At 32.5% G+C, this 16,887-nt stretch carries 18 protein-coding genes; 7 read left to right on the forward strand and 11 right to left on the reverse strand.

Annotation, left to right across the window (positions count from 1 at the left end; all coding sequences use genetic code 11):
• Nucleotides 1-68: 68 nt before the first annotated feature.
• The 3 genes from odhB (at nt 69) to ACQYZ7_RS04310 (ending at nt 2,227) form a co-directional block, all read left to right on the forward strand.
• Nucleotides 69-1,277 (forward strand): 2-oxoglutarate dehydrogenase complex dihydrolipoyllysine-residue succinyltransferase, encoded by a 1,209-nt coding sequence (gene odhB, locus ACQYZ7_RS04300; protein WP_430728541.1) that lies wholly within the window; start codon nt 69-71, stop codon nt 1,275-1,277.
• 119 nt (nt 1,278-1,396) lie between these two features.
• Nucleotides 1,397-1,843, forward strand: coding sequence for an SRPBCC family protein (locus tag ACQYZ7_RS04305; RefSeq protein WP_430728542.1), 447 nt, complete (start codon nt 1,397-1,399; stop codon nt 1,841-1,843).
• A gap of 12 nt (nt 1,844-1,855) precedes the next feature.
• Complete coding sequence (locus ACQYZ7_RS04310; protein WP_430728543.1) at nt 1,856-2,227, forward strand: VOC family protein; 372 nt, start codon at nt 1,856-1,858, stop codon at nt 2,225-2,227.
• A 51-nt stretch (nt 2,228-2,278) separates the two neighbouring features.
• On the opposite strand, the gene ACQYZ7_RS04315 is transcribed toward ACQYZ7_RS04310, so the two are convergent.
• The 11 genes from ACQYZ7_RS04315 to ACQYZ7_RS04365 form a co-directional block, all read right to left on the reverse strand.
• Entirely contained in the window at nt 2,279-2,998 is a 720-nt protein-coding gene (locus ACQYZ7_RS04315) for a DUF547 domain-containing protein (RefSeq protein WP_430728544.1), read from the reverse strand.
• 132 nt (nt 2,999-3,130) lie between these two features.
• The gene (locus ACQYZ7_RS04320) at nt 3,131-3,334 is read right to left on the reverse strand and encodes a hypothetical protein (protein ID WP_430728545.1); all 204 of its coding nucleotides are present in this window, start codon (nt 3,332-3,334) and stop codon (nt 3,131-3,133) included.
• A 284-nt stretch (nt 3,335-3,618) separates the two neighbouring features.
• Nucleotides 3,619-4,932 (reverse strand): Fe-S cluster assembly protein SufD, encoded by a 1,314-nt coding sequence (gene sufD, locus ACQYZ7_RS04325; protein ID WP_430728546.1) that lies wholly within the window; start codon nt 4,930-4,932, stop codon nt 3,619-3,621.
• A gap of 100 nt (nt 4,933-5,032) precedes the next feature.
• Nucleotides 5,033-5,782 carry a Fe-S cluster assembly ATPase SufC gene (gene sufC, locus ACQYZ7_RS04330; RefSeq protein ID WP_430728547.1) on the reverse strand — a complete coding sequence of 250 codons (750 nt, stop codon included), beginning with the start codon at nt 5,780-5,782 and terminating at the stop codon, nt 5,033-5,035.
• A 10-nt stretch (nt 5,783-5,792) separates the two neighbouring features.
• Nucleotides 5,793-6,653, reverse strand: coding sequence for an N-acyl homoserine lactonase family protein (locus ACQYZ7_RS04335; RefSeq protein ID WP_430728548.1), 861 nt, complete (start codon nt 6,651-6,653; stop codon nt 5,793-5,795).
• 18 nt (nt 6,654-6,671) lie between these two features.
• Nucleotides 6,672-8,120 (reverse strand): Fe-S cluster assembly protein SufB, encoded by a 1,449-nt coding sequence (gene sufB, locus ACQYZ7_RS04340; protein ID WP_430728549.1) that lies wholly within the window; start codon nt 8,118-8,120, stop codon nt 6,672-6,674.
• Between the two features lie 32 nt (nt 8,121-8,152).
• Nucleotides 8,153-8,482 (reverse strand): HesB/IscA family protein, encoded by a 330-nt coding sequence (locus tag ACQYZ7_RS04345; protein WP_430728550.1) that lies wholly within the window; start codon nt 8,480-8,482, stop codon nt 8,153-8,155.
• 135 nt (nt 8,483-8,617) lie between these two features.
• Nucleotides 8,618-9,685, reverse strand: coding sequence for a cytochrome-c peroxidase (locus ACQYZ7_RS04350; protein ID WP_430728551.1), 1,068 nt, complete (start codon nt 9,683-9,685; stop codon nt 8,618-8,620).
• A gap of 7 nt (nt 9,686-9,692) precedes the next feature.
• Nucleotides 9,693-10,451 carry an MbnP family protein gene (locus ACQYZ7_RS04355; protein WP_430728552.1) on the reverse strand — a complete coding sequence of 253 codons (759 nt, stop codon included), beginning with the start codon at nt 10,449-10,451 and terminating at the stop codon, nt 9,693-9,695.
• Between the two features lie 3 nt (nt 10,452-10,454).
• Entirely contained in the window at nt 10,455-11,780 is a 1,326-nt protein-coding gene (locus ACQYZ7_RS04360; RefSeq protein WP_430728553.1) for a hypothetical protein, read from the reverse strand.
• Nucleotides 11,781-13,118, reverse strand: coding sequence for a choice-of-anchor B family protein (locus ACQYZ7_RS04365; RefSeq protein WP_430728554.1), 1,338 nt, complete (start codon nt 13,116-13,118; stop codon nt 11,781-11,783). It abuts the gene before it with no gap.
• Between the two features lie 139 nt (nt 13,119-13,257).
• Here ACQYZ7_RS04365 and thiL point away from each other — a divergent pair, with 139 nt between their 5' ends.
• The 4 genes from thiL (at nt 13,258) to ACQYZ7_RS04385 (ending at nt 16,885) form a co-directional block, all read left to right on the forward strand.
• The gene (gene thiL / locus ACQYZ7_RS04370) at nt 13,258-14,307 is read left to right on the forward strand and encodes a thiamine-phosphate kinase (protein WP_430728555.1); all 1,050 of its coding nucleotides are present in this window, start codon (nt 13,258-13,260) and stop codon (nt 14,305-14,307) included.
• A 157-nt stretch (nt 14,308-14,464) separates the two neighbouring features.
• A complete protein-coding gene (lysM, locus tag ACQYZ7_RS04375; protein WP_115900127.1) occupies nt 14,465-14,935 on the forward strand; it encodes a peptidoglycan-binding protein LysM in 471 nt (156 codons plus the stop codon).
• Between the two features lie 152 nt (nt 14,936-15,087).
• Nucleotides 15,088-15,987, forward strand: a complete 900-nt coding sequence (locus ACQYZ7_RS04380) for a DMT family transporter (RefSeq protein ID WP_430728556.1) — start codon at nt 15,088-15,090, stop codon at nt 15,985-15,987.
• 31 nt (nt 15,988-16,018) lie between these two features.
• Nucleotides 16,019-16,885 (forward strand): YicC/YloC family endoribonuclease, encoded by an 867-nt coding sequence (locus tag ACQYZ7_RS04385; protein WP_430728557.1) that lies wholly within the window; start codon nt 16,019-16,021, stop codon nt 16,883-16,885.
• Nucleotides 16,886-16,887 lie beyond the last annotated feature (2 nt).

Below are 16,887 nucleotides of genomic sequence, written 5' to 3' on the forward strand. Positions count from 1 at the left end.
CCCGACCCGTTAGGGAAACGCCCAAATAAAAGAAATAAAATAATTCAGATATATAAAATTTAGAACTGATGGTTTTAGAAATGAAAGTTCCTTCTCCGGGGGAATCAATTACAGAAGTAGAAATTGCAACTTGGTTAGTTGAAGATGGTGATTACGTTGAGAAAGATCAACCAATTGCTGAAGTAGATTCTGACAAAGCAACGTTAGAATTGCCTGCGGAAGAAAGTGGAATAATCACTTTAAAAGCTGAAGAGGGTGATGCAGTGGCAGTAGGTGCAGTAGTTTGTCATATTGATATGGATGCTGCAAAACCAGAAGGAGCTGGAGCGGCTAAAGCAGCAGCACCAAAAACTGAAGAGAAGAAAGAAGCGCCTAAAGCTGAACCAGCAAAAGAAACATATGCGACAGGTACAGCATCTCCAGCAGCTAAGAAAGTATTAGCTGAAAAAGGAATGAATGCATTTGACGTTAAAGGAACAGGTAAAGACGGTCGTGTAACAAAAGAGGACGCTGTAAAGGCAGTACCTTCAATGGGAACTCCAGGAATGGGGTCTCGTGGTACAGAGCGTAAAAAATTATCAATGTTACGTCGTAAGGTTGCAGAGCGTTTAGTGTCTGTGAAGAACGAAACAGCAATGTTAACTACGTTTAACGAAGTAAACATGCAACCAATTTTCGATTTACGTAATGAGTATAAAGAAGATTTTAAAGCGAAACACGGAGTTGGTTTAGGGTTTATGTCTTTCTTTACAAAAGCAGTAGTACGTGCATTACAAATGTATCCAGCTGTAAACTCAATGATTGATGGTAAAGAAATGGTATCGTTCGATTTTCAAGATATTTCAATTGCAGTATCAGGTCCTAAAGGATTAATGGTTCCAGTAATTAGAAATGCTGAAAACTTAACGTTTAGAGGTGTTGAAAGCGAAGTAAAACGTTTAGCAATTCGTGCTCGTGATGGGCAAATAACTGTTGATGAAATGACAGGAGGTACGTTTACAATTACGAATGGTGGAGTATTCGGATCTATGCTATCTACGCCAATTATCAACCCTCCACAGAGTGCAATCTTAGGAATGCACAACATTGTAAATCGTCCAATGGCGGTGAATGGAGAAGTAGTGATTCAGCCAATTATGTATTTAGCGTTATCTTACGATCATAGAATTATTGATGGTAAAGAGTCTGTAGGGTTCTTAGTGGCTGTAAAAGAAGCTTTAGAAAACCCAGTAGAGTTGTTAATGGATAACAACCCAACTAAAGCTTTAGAAATGTAAATTAAGATTGTTAGAATTTCTGACAATTAGATTTTTTAGATATTGAAATCCCGCACATTTTGTGTGGGATTTTTTTGTTTATTTTTTAGTAACTTTAATAGCTATAAAATCAACTGATTATGAAAGTTAATGAAGAAGGTTTTACTGTTTACCATAACTTTCCTATAAAAGAATTATCTAATAAGGTTTTTAAGGCAATTACTAACCCAGATGATTTGATACATTGGTGGCCACTTAAATGCACTGGAACTCCTAAAGTAGGGGCAGAATACAATCTTTTTTTTGGAGGAGCTTACAATTGGTATGGTGATGTAGTTCAATGTAAAGAGAGCACTTCTTTTTACATAAAAATGACAAAATCTGAAGATGATTGGAATTCGACTACTTTTGGTTTTGACTTGTTTGAAAAAGATGATGGTGTTACATGGATACATTTTTTTCATAAAGGATGGGCTGAACAAAATGATCATTTTAAACATTCTTCTTATTGTTGGGCATTGTTATTAAACGGACTAAAAAATTATGTAGAAAAAGGGATTATTATACCTTTTGAAGAGAGAAATTAAAATTATAAGATTATGAAACTAGGGGCTTTTTCAATCAGTTTATCAGTGAAAGATATTGATAAATCAAAAGATTTTTATGAAATGTTGGGTTTTACTGTGTTTGCTGGTCAAATAGAAAAGAATTATTTGATTATGAAAAACGGAAATTCATTAATTGGGTTGTTTCAAGGAATGTTTGAAAATAATATACTCACTTTTAATCCAGGTTGGGATGAAAAGGCTAATACATTAGATGATTTTGACGATGTAAGAGCCATTCAACAACATTTAAAAGAAAATCACATCAAATTGAAAAGAGAGGTAGACAAAGAGACTTCAGGTCCTGCCAGTATCGTTTTCTTCGATCCTGATGGAAACACAATTTTAATAGATCAACATGTATAAAAAAGACGAAAAACAGTTAGTGTTTTTCATCTTTCGAGGATGAGTTAAAACTTACTTATCATTTAAATTCCAATCGTAATCTAAGTATACGACTTCGGCATTATCATTAGCTTTAATGTCAGAGTACTTATTTATATAGTCTACTAAGGTGTTACGAGAAGTAAAGTCTTCTTGGTACCATTGAAATACCTTTGAAACTTCAACTTTAGTTAATGTAATCTTATTTTTCGTAGAGTCGTTTATAAAAGCTTTCATTAAGTTTTCTAATTCCTTTTCTATATTACCTTTTGTAAAGGCAAAGTTTACAAACCGAGGTCCAGATTTAGAAGCAGCATTTAAGGCAACATGGATTCTTGGATCATCATGCCATCTACGAAGTATTTTATGTTCAATATAGTCTAACGAGTATAATTTTTTACCAACAGAAGCAAAAGGAATTTTCCAAGCATTTCTCCCTTTACGTTTTATATCGGTAATTTTTTTTAAAGGATAACTATCCAAAATTAATTTGATAGTATATGCATTGTAGGCGTTTATCCAGAAAGCTTTAGCTTGATTTTGTGACCACTTATTACTAGGTATGGTGTTATCTAAATACTTTATATAAATATCTAAAACTGCTCGGTTTTTTCTTAGTCCTTTATAATCTACATTACCATGAGAATCAACATAGGTTTTCAATAAGGCATCATATACATCAGCTTGTGCTTGTGATTTAATACTCAAGAAAAGTAGTAAACAGGTAAAAGTGAGGGTAATTGTTTTTCGCATTTTTTAAATTTTAAGTAAATAAATTAGTTTACGATACTTTTGACGTAGATAGATTTAATTCATTACATAAAATTTTATAGAAGAAAAAAACCACCTATAAGAGATGGTTTTTAAATTGTGAAATAGTGGTTTTTATTTTTTACCTATAATTGAACTTAGGGCAACAATAACAATACCGACCGCAATTGTAATATATGAGTTGGTATTATCTTGAGCTTCTATTAGGTCTACATCACCAATAGAAATTTGAGTTTCTGGTTTAAAAAGAGTGTATACTCCGTATGCTAAAATTACTATTCCAGAAATTAAAGCAACTGTTTTAAGTGAGTTGTTCATAATAGAATTGTTTCTTTTAAAGATAAGAAAAACAAATTAGAAAGCTAAACGAACAAATTCACTAAGTATTTATAGTAATAAAAGAGCCTTTTTATCACAAATAAAGAACATTTCATGCCATTTTTCTTTTCTAAATGTGTGAGTGTAGAAGCAGAGAGATATTTTTGATTAATGAAAAGCGTAACTATATCAGAAGTTAAAGAAGTGTACAGTTTGTTTGTAAAAAAGGATTGCTAACATTAAAGAATTAAAAAAGGCATTATTTTTAATAATGCCTTTTTCTTTTATAGTTCAAAACCGATGTTAACGCCTAATTTATTGGCAATTAATTTGGTAATTCGTTTCTTAACTTCAGGTATTTTAACACTTTCTAAAACTGTATTAGCAAATGCATACATTAATAAGGCTTTTGCCTCTTTTTTAGGAATACCCCTTTGTTGCATATAAAACAATGCTTGATCATCTAATTGACCGATAGTACAACCATGAGAACATTTTACATCATCTGCAAAAATCTCTAATTGAGGTTTAGCATTTATAGTTGCTTTATCACTTATTAAAACATTGTTGTTTTGTTGATAAGCATTAGTTTTCTGAGCTTCTTTTTCAACAATAACTTTACCGTTAAAAACACCTGTAGAACGATCACCATAAATACCTTTGTAGTCTTGGTGGCTTTCACAGTTAGGTTCTATATGGTTTACTAGTGTATGATGGTCAACATGCTGCTTTCCTTCAATAATAGTAATTCCTTTTAAAATAGAATTAATATGTTCTCCTTTTTGGTAGAAGTTCAAGTTGTTTCTAGTGATATTTCCACCGAAAGAAAAAGTATGTACAGAACAAGTACTTTCTTTCTGCTGTTCGATATATGTGTTATCAACTAAAGAAGCATTATTGTTGTCATTTTGAATCTTATAATAGTCTACTGTAGCATGTGTATCTGTATAAATTTCAGTTACAGAATTTGTTAACACAGCATTATCATTAAGGTTTTGATGACGTTCTATAATTTGAACATGTGCATTTTGCTCTACAATAATTAAATTACGAGGCTGTAACATGGTTGCATGCTCTTTACCCGTAGTAAAATTAATTATTTGAATAGGTTTTTCAACTTCAACATTTTTAGGAATGTGAATAAATGCACCTTCAGTAGCAAAAGCAGTATTTAAAGAAGTTAAATTATCTTGCTTTGCTATTTTGTTAAAATATTTTTCAACAATAGGTTTGTATTTTTCTTTTGAAAAAGCGGCAGATAATAAACAAACATCTTTTCCATCATGGGTAGTAGTTGATAAAAAAGAGCTGTACTTTCCATCTACAAAAACTATTTTATAGCTGTCTATTTCGTGAATGAAATATTTTTTCACATCGGCAAATTCTACCGAAGCATCTCTGTCAGGAAATATACTATAGTCTTCTTTTAAAACTGAATTTAAAGAAGTGTATTTCCAAGCTTCTAATTTTTTAGTAGGGAAGCCTAGTTTTTCAAAATTTTGTAGGGCTTTTGTTCTTATTTCGTGTAAATCTGAATTGATGTTTACACTGTCTTCAAAAGCTACGTATGATGATAATATTTTTTCTCTCAACTCCATTGTTTTTAGTTGTAAAGTTTATAAAGTATAAAAGTTTGTAAAACTGAAAAGAAGCTTATTATAGGACTACTTTTCACTCTTTACTTTTCAACTTTTCTAACTATTTTAACTCTGCTTTAATCCAATCGTATCCTTTTTCTTCAAGCTCTAAGGCAAGGGAAGCATCTCCTGTTTTAACGATTCTTCCATCGTGTAAAACATGTACATAATCAGGAATGATATATTCTAATAAACGTTGATAGTGAGTAATAACTACTACAGCGTTATCTTTAGATTTTAATTTATTAACTCCATTAGCAACAATACGTAAAGCATCGATATCTAAACCAGAATCAGTTTCATCTAAAATAGCTAATTTAGGTTCTAACATAGCCATTTGAAAAATCTCATTACGTTTCTTTTCTCCTCCTGAAAAACCTTCGTTTAATGAACGAGATAAGAATTTACGATCAATTTCTAATAATTCTGATTTTTCACGAATCTTTTTAAGCATATCTTTAGCCGGCATTTCTTCTAAACCTTTTGCTTTTCGAGATTCGTTAATTGCTGTTTTAATAAAGTTAGTAACAGTAACACCAGGAATTTCTACTGGGTATTGAAATGATAAGAATACACCAGCATGAGCTCTTTCTTCAGGAGCTAATTCACTAATATCTTCACCTTCTAACTCGATAGAACCAGAAGTTACGTCGTAAGTTTCATTACCAGCAATTACAGATGATAAGGTACTTTTACCAGCACCATTTGGACCCATAATTGCATGAATCTCCCCTGCTTTTACTTCTAAGTTGATTCCTTTAAGAATATCTTTACCTTCTACCTGTGCGTGTAAGTTTTCTATTTTTAACATTACTGTATAGTTACTTTTTTAATAGATTTTGTAATTTTTTGAAATCTTTTGGTGAGTGTTGTATAATCACCTCAGCATTCTTTTCTTTTGCGAAAGCTTCAAACTTCTTCATACTTTCTAGAGTTTGCCCAACATCATAATTAAAAGAAGGAATACCTTTAGTTTCTCTGTTTTCTTCAAAGTGATATAAATCACCCGTTAATAAGATTGGTTTTTCTAAACCAGCTTCAACATATAAAGCTTGATGACCTATGGTATGACCAGGCATATATTTTATAATCACTGTACCGTCTCCAAAAATATCATGGTCACCATTTATTTTTTCTACATTTTTTAATTCCTTAATGGAATTATATGTGTCAGGGTCCTTAACTTTTGCAGAATCACTAGTTATAAAATCATACTCATTCTCTTGAACTAACCACGTTGAATTCTTAAAGTAGTTAGCATGACCAGTATGATCAAAATGTGGGTGAGATAGAGCAATGTATTTAAAATCATCTATAGTTAAACCTAAAGATTTTAACTGATTTTTTAAAGAGTCTTTACGTTGTAATGTAAAAGTACCAGTAGGCTCAGTAAAAGGTTCATTTACAATTAAAGCTTCTGGTAAGCCAGCATCCCACATTAAGTTTCCTTTTGGGTGAGATATTACATAAAAACCATCTGAAAGTTTTTTAGACTGTCCTGTATATGTTGTGTCTTGAGAAAAAACTTCAAGTTTGTTAACTAAAATTGATCCACCATCTAAAACATGAAGTTTTACCTGAGGCTTTTCAATTGTTTTTTCTTCTGTTGTTTGCTTCTTTTCAGCGTTTTTACAATTAATTGTAATAATACCTATAAGAGCCAATAAAAATATTTTCTTCATTTTACTTGCGATTTTTTGTTAGCCTACACTTCCTTCTAAACTAATTTCTAATAGTTTTTGAGCTTCAACTGCAAACTCCATTGGTAACTTATTTAATACTTCTTTACTAAATCCGTTTACAATTAATGCAATGGCTTTTTCTGTATCAATACCACGCTGATTACAGTAAAATAATTGATCTTCACCAATTTTACTAGTGGTAGCCTCGTGCTCAATTTGAGCTGATTTATTTTTAACTTCTATGTAAGGGAAAGTGTGTGCACCACACTCATTACCCATTAATAAAGAATCACATTGTGAAAAGTTACGAGCGTTTTCTGCTCTAGAATTTACTTGTACTAAACCACGGTAACTATTTTGCGATTTACCTGCTGAAATTCCTTTAGAAATAATAGTTGATTTGGTGTTTTTTCCTAAGTGAATCATCTTAGTACCAGTATCAGCTTGTTGATGATTGTTGGTTACAGCGATTGAATAAAACTCACCTACAGAATTATTCCCTTTTAAAATACAACTTGGATATTTCCAGGTAATTGCTGAACCCGTTTCAACTTGTGTCCAAGAGATTTTAGCATTGGTTTCACATAAACCTCTTTTGGTAACGAAGTTGAAAACTCCCCCTTTTCCTTCTGAGTCTCCAGGGAACCAGTTTTGTACCGTTGAATATTTTATTTCAGAGTCGTCTAAAGCAATAAGTTCAACAACTGCTGCGTGTAATTGGTTTTCATCACGTTGTGGGGCGGTACATCCTTCTAAATAAGAAACGTAACTGCTTTCATCAGCAACTACTAATGTACGCTCGAACTGACCTGTTCCTCCTTCATTAATACGGAAGTAGGTAGATAGTTCCATAGGACAACGAACTCCTTTTGGAATGTAACAAAAAGACCCATCAGAGAATACTGCTGAATTTAATGCAGCATAAAAATTATCTGTTGGAGGTACTACTGAACCAATATATTTTTTTACTAATTCTGGATGCTCTTGAATTGCTTCAGAAATAGGCATAAAAATGATGCCTTTTTCAGCCAGTGTTTCTTTAAATGTAGTGGCTACTGAAACAGAATCCATTACAATATCAACTGCTACATTAGCTAGTTTTTTTTGCTCATCTAAAGAAATTCCAAGTTTTTCAAACGTAGCTAGTAAATCAGGATCAACCTCGTCTAAGCTGTTTAATTTGGGTTTCTGTTTAGGTGCAGAGTAGTATGAAATGTCTTGAAAACTTGGTTTTTTATAGGTAACATTTGCCCACTCTGGTTCTTCCATTTGTTCCCAAATTCTAAAAGCTTCTAAACGCCATTCAGTCATCCATTCTGGCTCATTTTTCTTTTTAGAAATGGCACGAACGATATCCTCGTTTAGCCCATTAGGAAACTTATCACTTTCAATATCAGTATAAAAACCATACTCGTACTCTTTGGTTTTTAATTCTTCTCTTAAATCGTCCTCGGTGTATTTACTCATCAGTTTTTTGTATTCTTTTTGTGATGTAAGGCTTATAGAGAGAAACTCTCTCCACAACCACAAGTTCTGTTAGCATTAGGATTGTTAAATACGAATCCTTTACCGTTTAAACCTCCAGAATATTCTAAAGTTGTTCCAACTAAGTATAAAAAACTCTTTTTGTCAACAACAATTTTTACGTTATTATCTTCAAAAACCTTATCGTTTTCTTGTTGGGATTTGTCAAAAGTTAAGTCGTATGATAATCCTGAACAACCGCCACTTTTCACTCCAACACGAACAAAGTCGGTTGTGGTATCAAATCCGTCATCGGTCATTAGTTCAATGACTTTCTTTTTTGCTGTGTCTGAAACTTTTATCATCGTTTAAATAGATTAAATCTAAGTGACTGCAAAGATAATGACAAAATATGATTTATATCATTTTTTGAAATGAATATAGTTATTAAGCGATAAAAATTGTCTATACTTTAAATCTACTTACTGATTGTTAGAAGATTATTGCTGAAAATCAGGATTGTTTACAAAATTTGTATCAGAAAGACTCAAAAGAAAAGCTTTTAAGTCAGCTTTATCTTTGTTTGAGAGTTGTACACCTCCTTGATTCACTTTTTTCATTAAAGGATCGATAGTTGAAGAGTTTTTTAATCCTTCAGAATAATGATTAATTACTTCTTCTAAAGTAGCAAATCGTCCATCGTGCATGTAGGGAGCAGTGAATTTTAAGTTTCGTAAAGATGGACTTCTAAACTTTCCATTATCGTTGGGGTCACCTGTAACACCACCTAGGCCTAAATCAGTAAAAGTTTCGTCTAATCCGTTGTTGTGAAATTGATTGTCTGTCCAAAGTGGGTTGTTGTCGCTTCCGTGACAATGAAAACAATCACCTCTAGTTTCCTCCATAAAAACATTAAATCCGTTTTGTTCTTCAGGAGTCAATTCAACTTTTCCTAAAAGAAATTGATCAAACTTTGAGTTTCCTGAAATCAAGGTTCTCTCAAATTGAGCGAGTGCTTTTGTAACTAAGGTTGAGTCTATTTTAGATGTTCCGAAAGCTTGTTGGAAAAGTGTTGAGTATTCAGCGTGTTCTTGTAGTTTTTTAGCTACATTTTTCCAATCACTATGCATTTCAATTGGGTTACGAACAGGTGAAAATGCTTGACGTTCAATACTGAGTTCTTTTCCATCCCACATAAAACGTTCATCAAAGTTCCAAGCTAAATTAAATAGTGGCATTGAATTTCTTGTTCCAAATTTACCGTCAATACCTTCACTAAAACGAGTGTCGTCGGTAAAAGCATTTTTTGGGTCGTGACAACTTGCACAAGATTGCGTATTGTCTTTAGATAAAATTGGATCAAAAAACAGTTTTTTACCAAGCGTTATGCCTTCTTCTGTTAAAGGGTTGTTGGTTGGAATAATAGGAGCAATTAATTTTTGTTGAAATAACTCAGGGATTTCTAAATTAGCAGAAACAGGAGTGTATACATTTTCTTCCTCTTCTTTTGAAGAGCAACTGATTAAAAAGAGTAGTAATGAGAAAATATATATACTTTTTTGTGTCATTTTATTTTTACTGAGAAATAGGTCCTAAACTAAATACACCACTTTTACCGTTTTCTGATATCTCTTTCTGAGCTTCAAAGTCCATCATTAAATCAACACTTTTTTCATTTAAATCCCAATCATTAGGACTTTTAAACCACCCAGCCACATTCATTTTTATTTCTATAGTAGCATTGTTTTTTAATAGAATAGAACCAGTTTCAACTCCAAAAGAAGTATCTAAAATAGAGTCTTTTTCTTTATCGTAAGCTCTTACAGTATGAAAATTATATGGGTTTTCTACTCCTAAAGTGTCTTTGTATTTACCGTCTAGTTGCATGTAGTGATACCCTCCCCCCATCATATCGGGTACATTCCAATCAGCAGAGTTTAAATCTGGATATACTCCACTTTCATTGTCATTATTATTAAAGCCGAAAGTAAAAAGGAGTTTATAGCTTCCTTCTGATACTTTTTTAGAAAGGGCGTAGGTTAAACTATCTGGTTTGTTTACATCAATTAGCTTGTAACTGTCAAACTTAGTTGTGTCTCCTGCTCCGTTAACAAGGCTAATACGTGAGATTAAATAGCGTAGCCTGCTTATAGAGAGTTTGCTTCCTGTTTTGTTGGTGAATTCGGTGTTTTCTAAGTCAGATTTTTCAATCAATGTACCATCCCAGTTTTGACTGAATTTTAGTTTTACCGAAACTTCTTTGATAGACTCATCATTGTCTGAGCTACAAGAAAATAGTAATGCACTAAGGAAGAAAGTTAAAAAATATTTCATTTATTATTTTAGTTTGATAATTAGTAGGTCTGAAAATCCCTTGTTAGTTATTATATCTTGATTATTGCTGCTGCTTTCGCCCACAGCAATAATATTTCCGTTTGTTAGTTCAACAGCATCGTAGCAAAAATCTATTTCTGTTCCTCCAACTGTTTTTTGCCAAAGGAGATTTCCATCTGTATCAATTTTCATAATTAACGCGTCATTTTGACCTTTATTGGTAAAATTGTTGTCAGCGCTTCTTGAACTTCCAGATATTAAAAAGTTTCCGTTTGAAGTCTTTTTAATCGATCGACCAACATCAAAGCTTGAGCCACCATAGTTTTTTTGCCAAAGTAGTTCACCTTGGCTAGTTATTTTTAATGCCCATAAATCGGCGCCACCATTGTTTTGGGAAATATCTTTATCTGAACTTCGTGTATCTCCTACGATAATAAAATTTTCATCGTTGGTTTTTGTTATTGCTCTAGCTTCATCAATTTCTGTACCACCAAAAGACTTTTCCCAAAGTAAATTTCCGCTTTTATCAATTTTAACAATCCAAAAGTCATAAGAGCCTTTATTTTTTTTTATGTCTACATCATTGCTGTCAGAAGAACCAACTAATAAATAGCCATTGGTAGCTTCTGTTATGTCGTAACAAGTATCGGTATTTGTTCCTCCAAAATACTTTCTCCATTCAATACCTCCATTAGTATTAAGTTTAATACCCCAATAGTCTCCACCAGCATGCTTTGCTGATTGTTTAGAGTTACCTAAACCACCAGATGCTGTAACGTCTATAATACTTCCAATAAAATAACCCCCATCAGAAGTTTGAATGATTGAAAACCCTTGGTCAGCTCCAGAGAAACCAGTGGTTTTTTTCCAAACTATTGTACCGTTACTGTCTAGTTTTAATATCCAAACATCATCAAAGCCCTGATTGGTGTCTACATCTCCATCATCACTTTTTCCATAGCCTACAATAGCAAAACCATTGTCATTTGTTTGAATAATTTTAAATGCTTTGTCGTCTCTTGAGCCTCCGTAGGTCTTTTGCCATTGAAGATTGTCGTTTGCATCAAACTTTAAAAGCCAAAAATCATATTGAATTGAACTTCTAGTTGTTTTTATATCACCATCAATACTTTGTGTAAAGCCAGCTACAATATAACCATTGTCAGGAGTGTTAATTACGCTTCTGCCACTTTCATTTACTGAACCTCCAAGAGTTTTAATTAAGCTAACTTCAGGAGCTTTTGAAGAAGGGCTAATTTGTATGCCTTCACCTTTATTACAGCTATAAACGATTAATATGAGAAGTAATAATGAGAGTTTTTTGAGCATTTATTGTTTTTTAAGGATAAATAAGCCTCTGTTAATATCACTTACAACAATTTTACCACTTTTAAAGAAAGGGTATACATTCCAAGCTCCATTAAAATTAGCATTGTCATTTTCTGGATGGGTATCAAAATAAGCTACTTCAGTGATGCTTTTACTTTCAATGCTTGAAATATCAATAAAACGAATACCCGAAGTGTAATTAGCTAAATAAAGAGTAGTTCCACTCACGTATAAATTATGGTCGATTGCTTTGGTAGGTCCGTTATAAGTAAAATGTTGTTTAGGGTTATCTAAATCGGAAAAATCAAAAACAATTGTTCTTGTGTTGTTACCAAATTTTTGTTCATCCAACTCATCTCCTAAAATAAAATATTTTTGATCTTCAGTAAACCAACCTTGATGGGTGTATCCTACATTTGCATATGAAATTTTAGAAATAGTTACAGGATTTGATTTATCGGTAATGTTAACAATTACAACTTCATTTTCATTGCTTCCTATTAAAATTTCTTTACCAGTATAATCGGTGTCAGGTCCATTATAAGTAATTACCTGAGCATCGTGACTGTAATTATCAGTTCCCCAACCGCCTTCACTTACAGGGTTTTTAGGGTCTTGGATATTGATGAATAAAGGACCTCCTTTATACGTTCCAGTTCTATCAGTACCTACAGGATATGCATAACCAGTATCTTCATTAATTACAATATTATGCGCTTTTCCAAAATCGGTAAAATGTGTATCTGTTGTAAACGTGTTGGGAGGATTAGTAACATTTCTTAATCTAGTTAAATCAAACACTTGCATACCATGCCCAGTATCTCCTTGGTTATTGTCGGCAACGATAAACGCATGATTATTATATACTTTTACATCTCTCCAATCACTGCTAATAGTAGGAGTAGGAAGTTTGCCTAAATATACTGGGTTTTCAGTGTCAGTTATGTCAACAAAAGCAGTCCCATTATCTAAACCTACAATAGCGTATTCTTTATTACTTGTTGGATCTGTCCATCCCCAGCTATCATTTACTTCTGTTGCATTAAACGTATTTACAGGGATATTTAATAGGAGGTCGTAACCACTACAAGGAAAACCATCTGCCATTCCATTTTCACAAGGTTTTTTATTAGTAGGGGTATTATCATCACATACATCACCAATGCCATCGCCATCTGCGTCTTCTTGGTTTGGATTTGCGGTTGCTGGACAGTTATCTTGAGTATCCACAATACCGTCGTTATCCTGATCCTTTACAGGATCTTCATTTGAAGAGGATGAGCAAGAAGTTAAAAATAACATCCCAACTAAAACAAATAGAATTTTAAGGTTTTTCATAAATCGGGGTTTAAAATCACTAAATTAAGTAATTAACTATTTATATAACATACAAAAACAGCAAAACCCTATTTTTATTTTGTGTAGATTACGTTAAGCAAAATAGGTTTCTTTATTTGCTAGTCGTTATCTTTGCAGCATGTTAGAAGATAAAAATCAAGAAAGAACTTCGTTAGCTGAGCTTGGAGAGTTTGGGTTAATAAACCATTTAACAAAGCATTTTAAAATGTATCATTCTTCAACAGTAAAAGGAGTTGGAGACGATGCAGCTGTAATTAATGCATCGGATAAAGAAACTATAATTACTACCGATTTATTGGTAGAAGGTGTGCATTTCGACTTGAGTTATATGCCTTTAAAGCATTTAGGGTATAAAGCGGTAATGGTTAACTTATCAGATGTGTATGCTATGAATGCTAATGCGGAACAGATTACAGTGTCAATTGCTGTGTCTAACCGTTTTCCATTAGAAGCTATTGAGGAATTATATGCAGGAATACAATTAGCGTGTGATACATATCAAGTAGATTTAATTGGAGGAGATACAACATCTTCAACGAAAGGAATATTAATTTCTATTACAGCTATTGGTAAAGCTAAAAAAGAAGATATTGTATATAGAAATGGGGCTAAACCTACCGATTTAATTGTTGTTTCTGGTGATTTAGGTGGAGCGTATTTAGGCTTACAGGTATTAGAGCGTGAAAAACAAGTGTTTCAGGTGAATCCTAAAAATCAACCAGATTTAAGTAAATATACTTACATAATAGAACGTCAATTAAAACCTGAAGCACGTAAAGATATTCCTAAGATATTAGAAGAGTTAGAAGTAAAACCTACTTCTATGATTGATATTTCTGACGGATTGTCTTCAGAAATCATGCATATCTGTACACAGAGTAAAACAGGGTGTAAGATATATGAGGATAAATTACCTTTAGATCCTCAAGTAATTTCTACTTCAGAAGAGTTTAACATGGATAGTACGATGATAGCTTTAAGTGGAGGAGAAGATTATGAGTTATTGTTTACAGCTTCTATAGATGATTATGATAAAATAAAAGGAAATCCTAACTTTACAGTTATTGGTCATATTACCGAGAAAAACGAAGGAATGAATTTAGTAACTCGTGCTAATCAAGAAATAGAACTAAAAGCGCAAGGTTGGAACTCTTTTAATAAAGAGTAAAAAGAGCAGCAAAATAAATAGATTAAGCATCCTAATTGGGATGCTTTTTTTGTTAAAGAGAATTCTTTTAAACTATTTATGGAGTAGAATTTTTGGTATAAAAATTGTATCTTGGTCAGACAGAAAAAAGATTATTAACAAAAAATCAAAAAAGAGAATGGGAATTTTTTCATTTATTAAAAATGCCGGAGCAAAAGTTTTCGGTATCGGAAAAACAACTGAAGAAGAAGCTACAGAAAAAGCTGCAAAATTAGTAGATGCAGTAAAAAAACTAGAGCTTTCTGTTGAAAACTTAGCTATTAATGTAGATGATGATAAAGCTACAGTAGTAGGTGAAGCTTCGGATTTAGCTACTAAAGAAAAAGTAGTTTTAGTAGTAGGTAATACAGAAGGTATTGCTTCTGTAGAAGATAACATGACGGTTGCGGAAGTTGAAGTAATTGAAGAAGCTGCAATGGCTCAGTTTCACACAGTAGTAAGTGGTGATTCATTAAGTAAAATTGCTAAAGAATTTTATGGTGATGCAATGAAGTATCCAGTAATTTTTGAAGCTAATAAGCCAATGTTAACACACCCTGACAAAATTTATCCAGGACAAGTATTAAGAATACCACCTTTAGTGGACTAATCAGAAGTTAATCAACCAAAGGGAAAAGCACTGCATTTGCAGTGCTTTTTTAGTTTAAAAAATAAGGTATTTAAAGAACGGTATAGGATAAAAAAGTAGTAGAAAAGAATAAAATTATCATCATCTTTGCACCTGTTCTTAAAACCATAAAAATGAACCAAAGAGCGTTAGCACTTACCGCAGCATCTATCGCGACACTTATTTACGGAATTACTTTTACTGTTGCTAAGGAAGTGATGGAAGGATATGTTCAGCCTTTCGGGTTTATATTAATTCGTGTTGGAGGAGCTGCTATAATTTTTTGGTTATTAGGGCTTTTTGTGAAAGCACCATCTATTGATAAAGGAGATTACAAAAGAGTAGCAATGGCAGCCTTTTTTGGAATTGCTTTTAATATGCTTACTTTTTTTAAAGGATTAAGTTATACTACACCCATCAATGCATCAGTAATGATGGTAACCACACCTATTTTAGTGTTGATTTTTGCGAGTATTCTTTTAAAAGAAAAGCTAATTTTAAGAAAAATTGCAGGAGTTATTGTTGGTATGGTGGGAGCAATAGTTTTAATAGCTTACGGGAATCCGCTTAAAGGAGATGCAACCAACATGGTGTTAGGGAATTTCTTAGTATTCATTAATGCAGCATCGTATGGTATGTATTTGGTTGTTGTTAAAAAACTGATAACAAAATACAATCCTATTGTTTTTGTAAAATGGTTATATCTTTTTGGGTTGATACTTGTGCTTCCCTTCGGTTTTTCTGAATTGTTAGAAGTACAATGGCAAATGATGCCAGTTTCAATTTTCTTAAAAGTAGGTTTTGTAGTGTTATTCACTACCTGCATTACTTACTTGTTTAACTTATTTGCATTATCAAAACTAAAACCAACGACAGTAAGTGTTTTTATGTACTTACAACCAGTGGTAGCAGCTATTTATGCTTTGATTGTAGGAAGCGATCATTTAGATTTGATTAAAATAGGAGCAGCATTATTAATATTTTTAGGAGTATTTTTAGTTACCAAACGCCCAACTGAAACTCCCAATAAATAAACGTATCTTTGCGGATTATTAAACCGAAGTTATGATACAGTCTATGACGGGTTACGGTAAATCCGTACTACATTTACCCTCAAAAAAAGTAACAATCGAAGTTAAATCTTTAAACAGTAAAAATTTAGATTTAAACACAAGAATTCCTTCATATTATAGAGAAAAGGAACTAAATGTTCGAAAAAAGCTAGCTAGTAGTTTAGTAAGAGGTAAAGTAGATTTTTCTATTTATGTAGAAATGACTGCAGATGAAACTTCAACTACGGTGAATACAGGTGTGGTAAAAGAGTACATGCAACAATTAAGAAATGTAACTCAAGTAGGATCTTCTGATGATGTTGAGTTAATGAAAATGGCTGTTAGAATGCCAGATGCATTAAAAACTGAAAGAGAAGAGTTAGATGAAGAAGAATGGAAACAGATAGATGCACACATCGATATAGCATTAAAAGAAATTATTCAGTATAGAATTGACGAAGCCAAATCGTTAGAAGAAGACTTTAAAACTAGAATACTAAATATTCAATCTGCTTTAGAAGAGGTTAAAAAATTAGACGGTGATAGAATAGAAAATGTTAAAGAACGCTTACAAAAAGCATTGACTGATTTAAAAGTTGAGGTTGATGAGAACCGTTTTGAACAAGAGTTAATTTATTATCTAGAAAAGCTAGATATTAACGAGGAAAAAGTACGTTTAGCCAATCACTTAGAGTATTTCTTAGAACAGTTAGATACAAAGGACTCTAATGGAAAAAAGTTAGGATTTATCGTACAAGAAATAGGAAGAGAAATCAACACAACAGGATCGAAAGCTAATTTTGCACCAATGCAAAAGCTAGTAATCCAAATGAAAGACGAGTTAGAAAAAATAAAAGAGCAAATTTTAAACGTTTTATAAAA

This window comes from Tenacibaculum sp. SDUM215027, assembly GCF_050566205.1.
Taxonomy (GTDB): Bacteria; Bacteroidota; Bacteroidia; order Flavobacteriales; family Flavobacteriaceae; genus Polaribacter.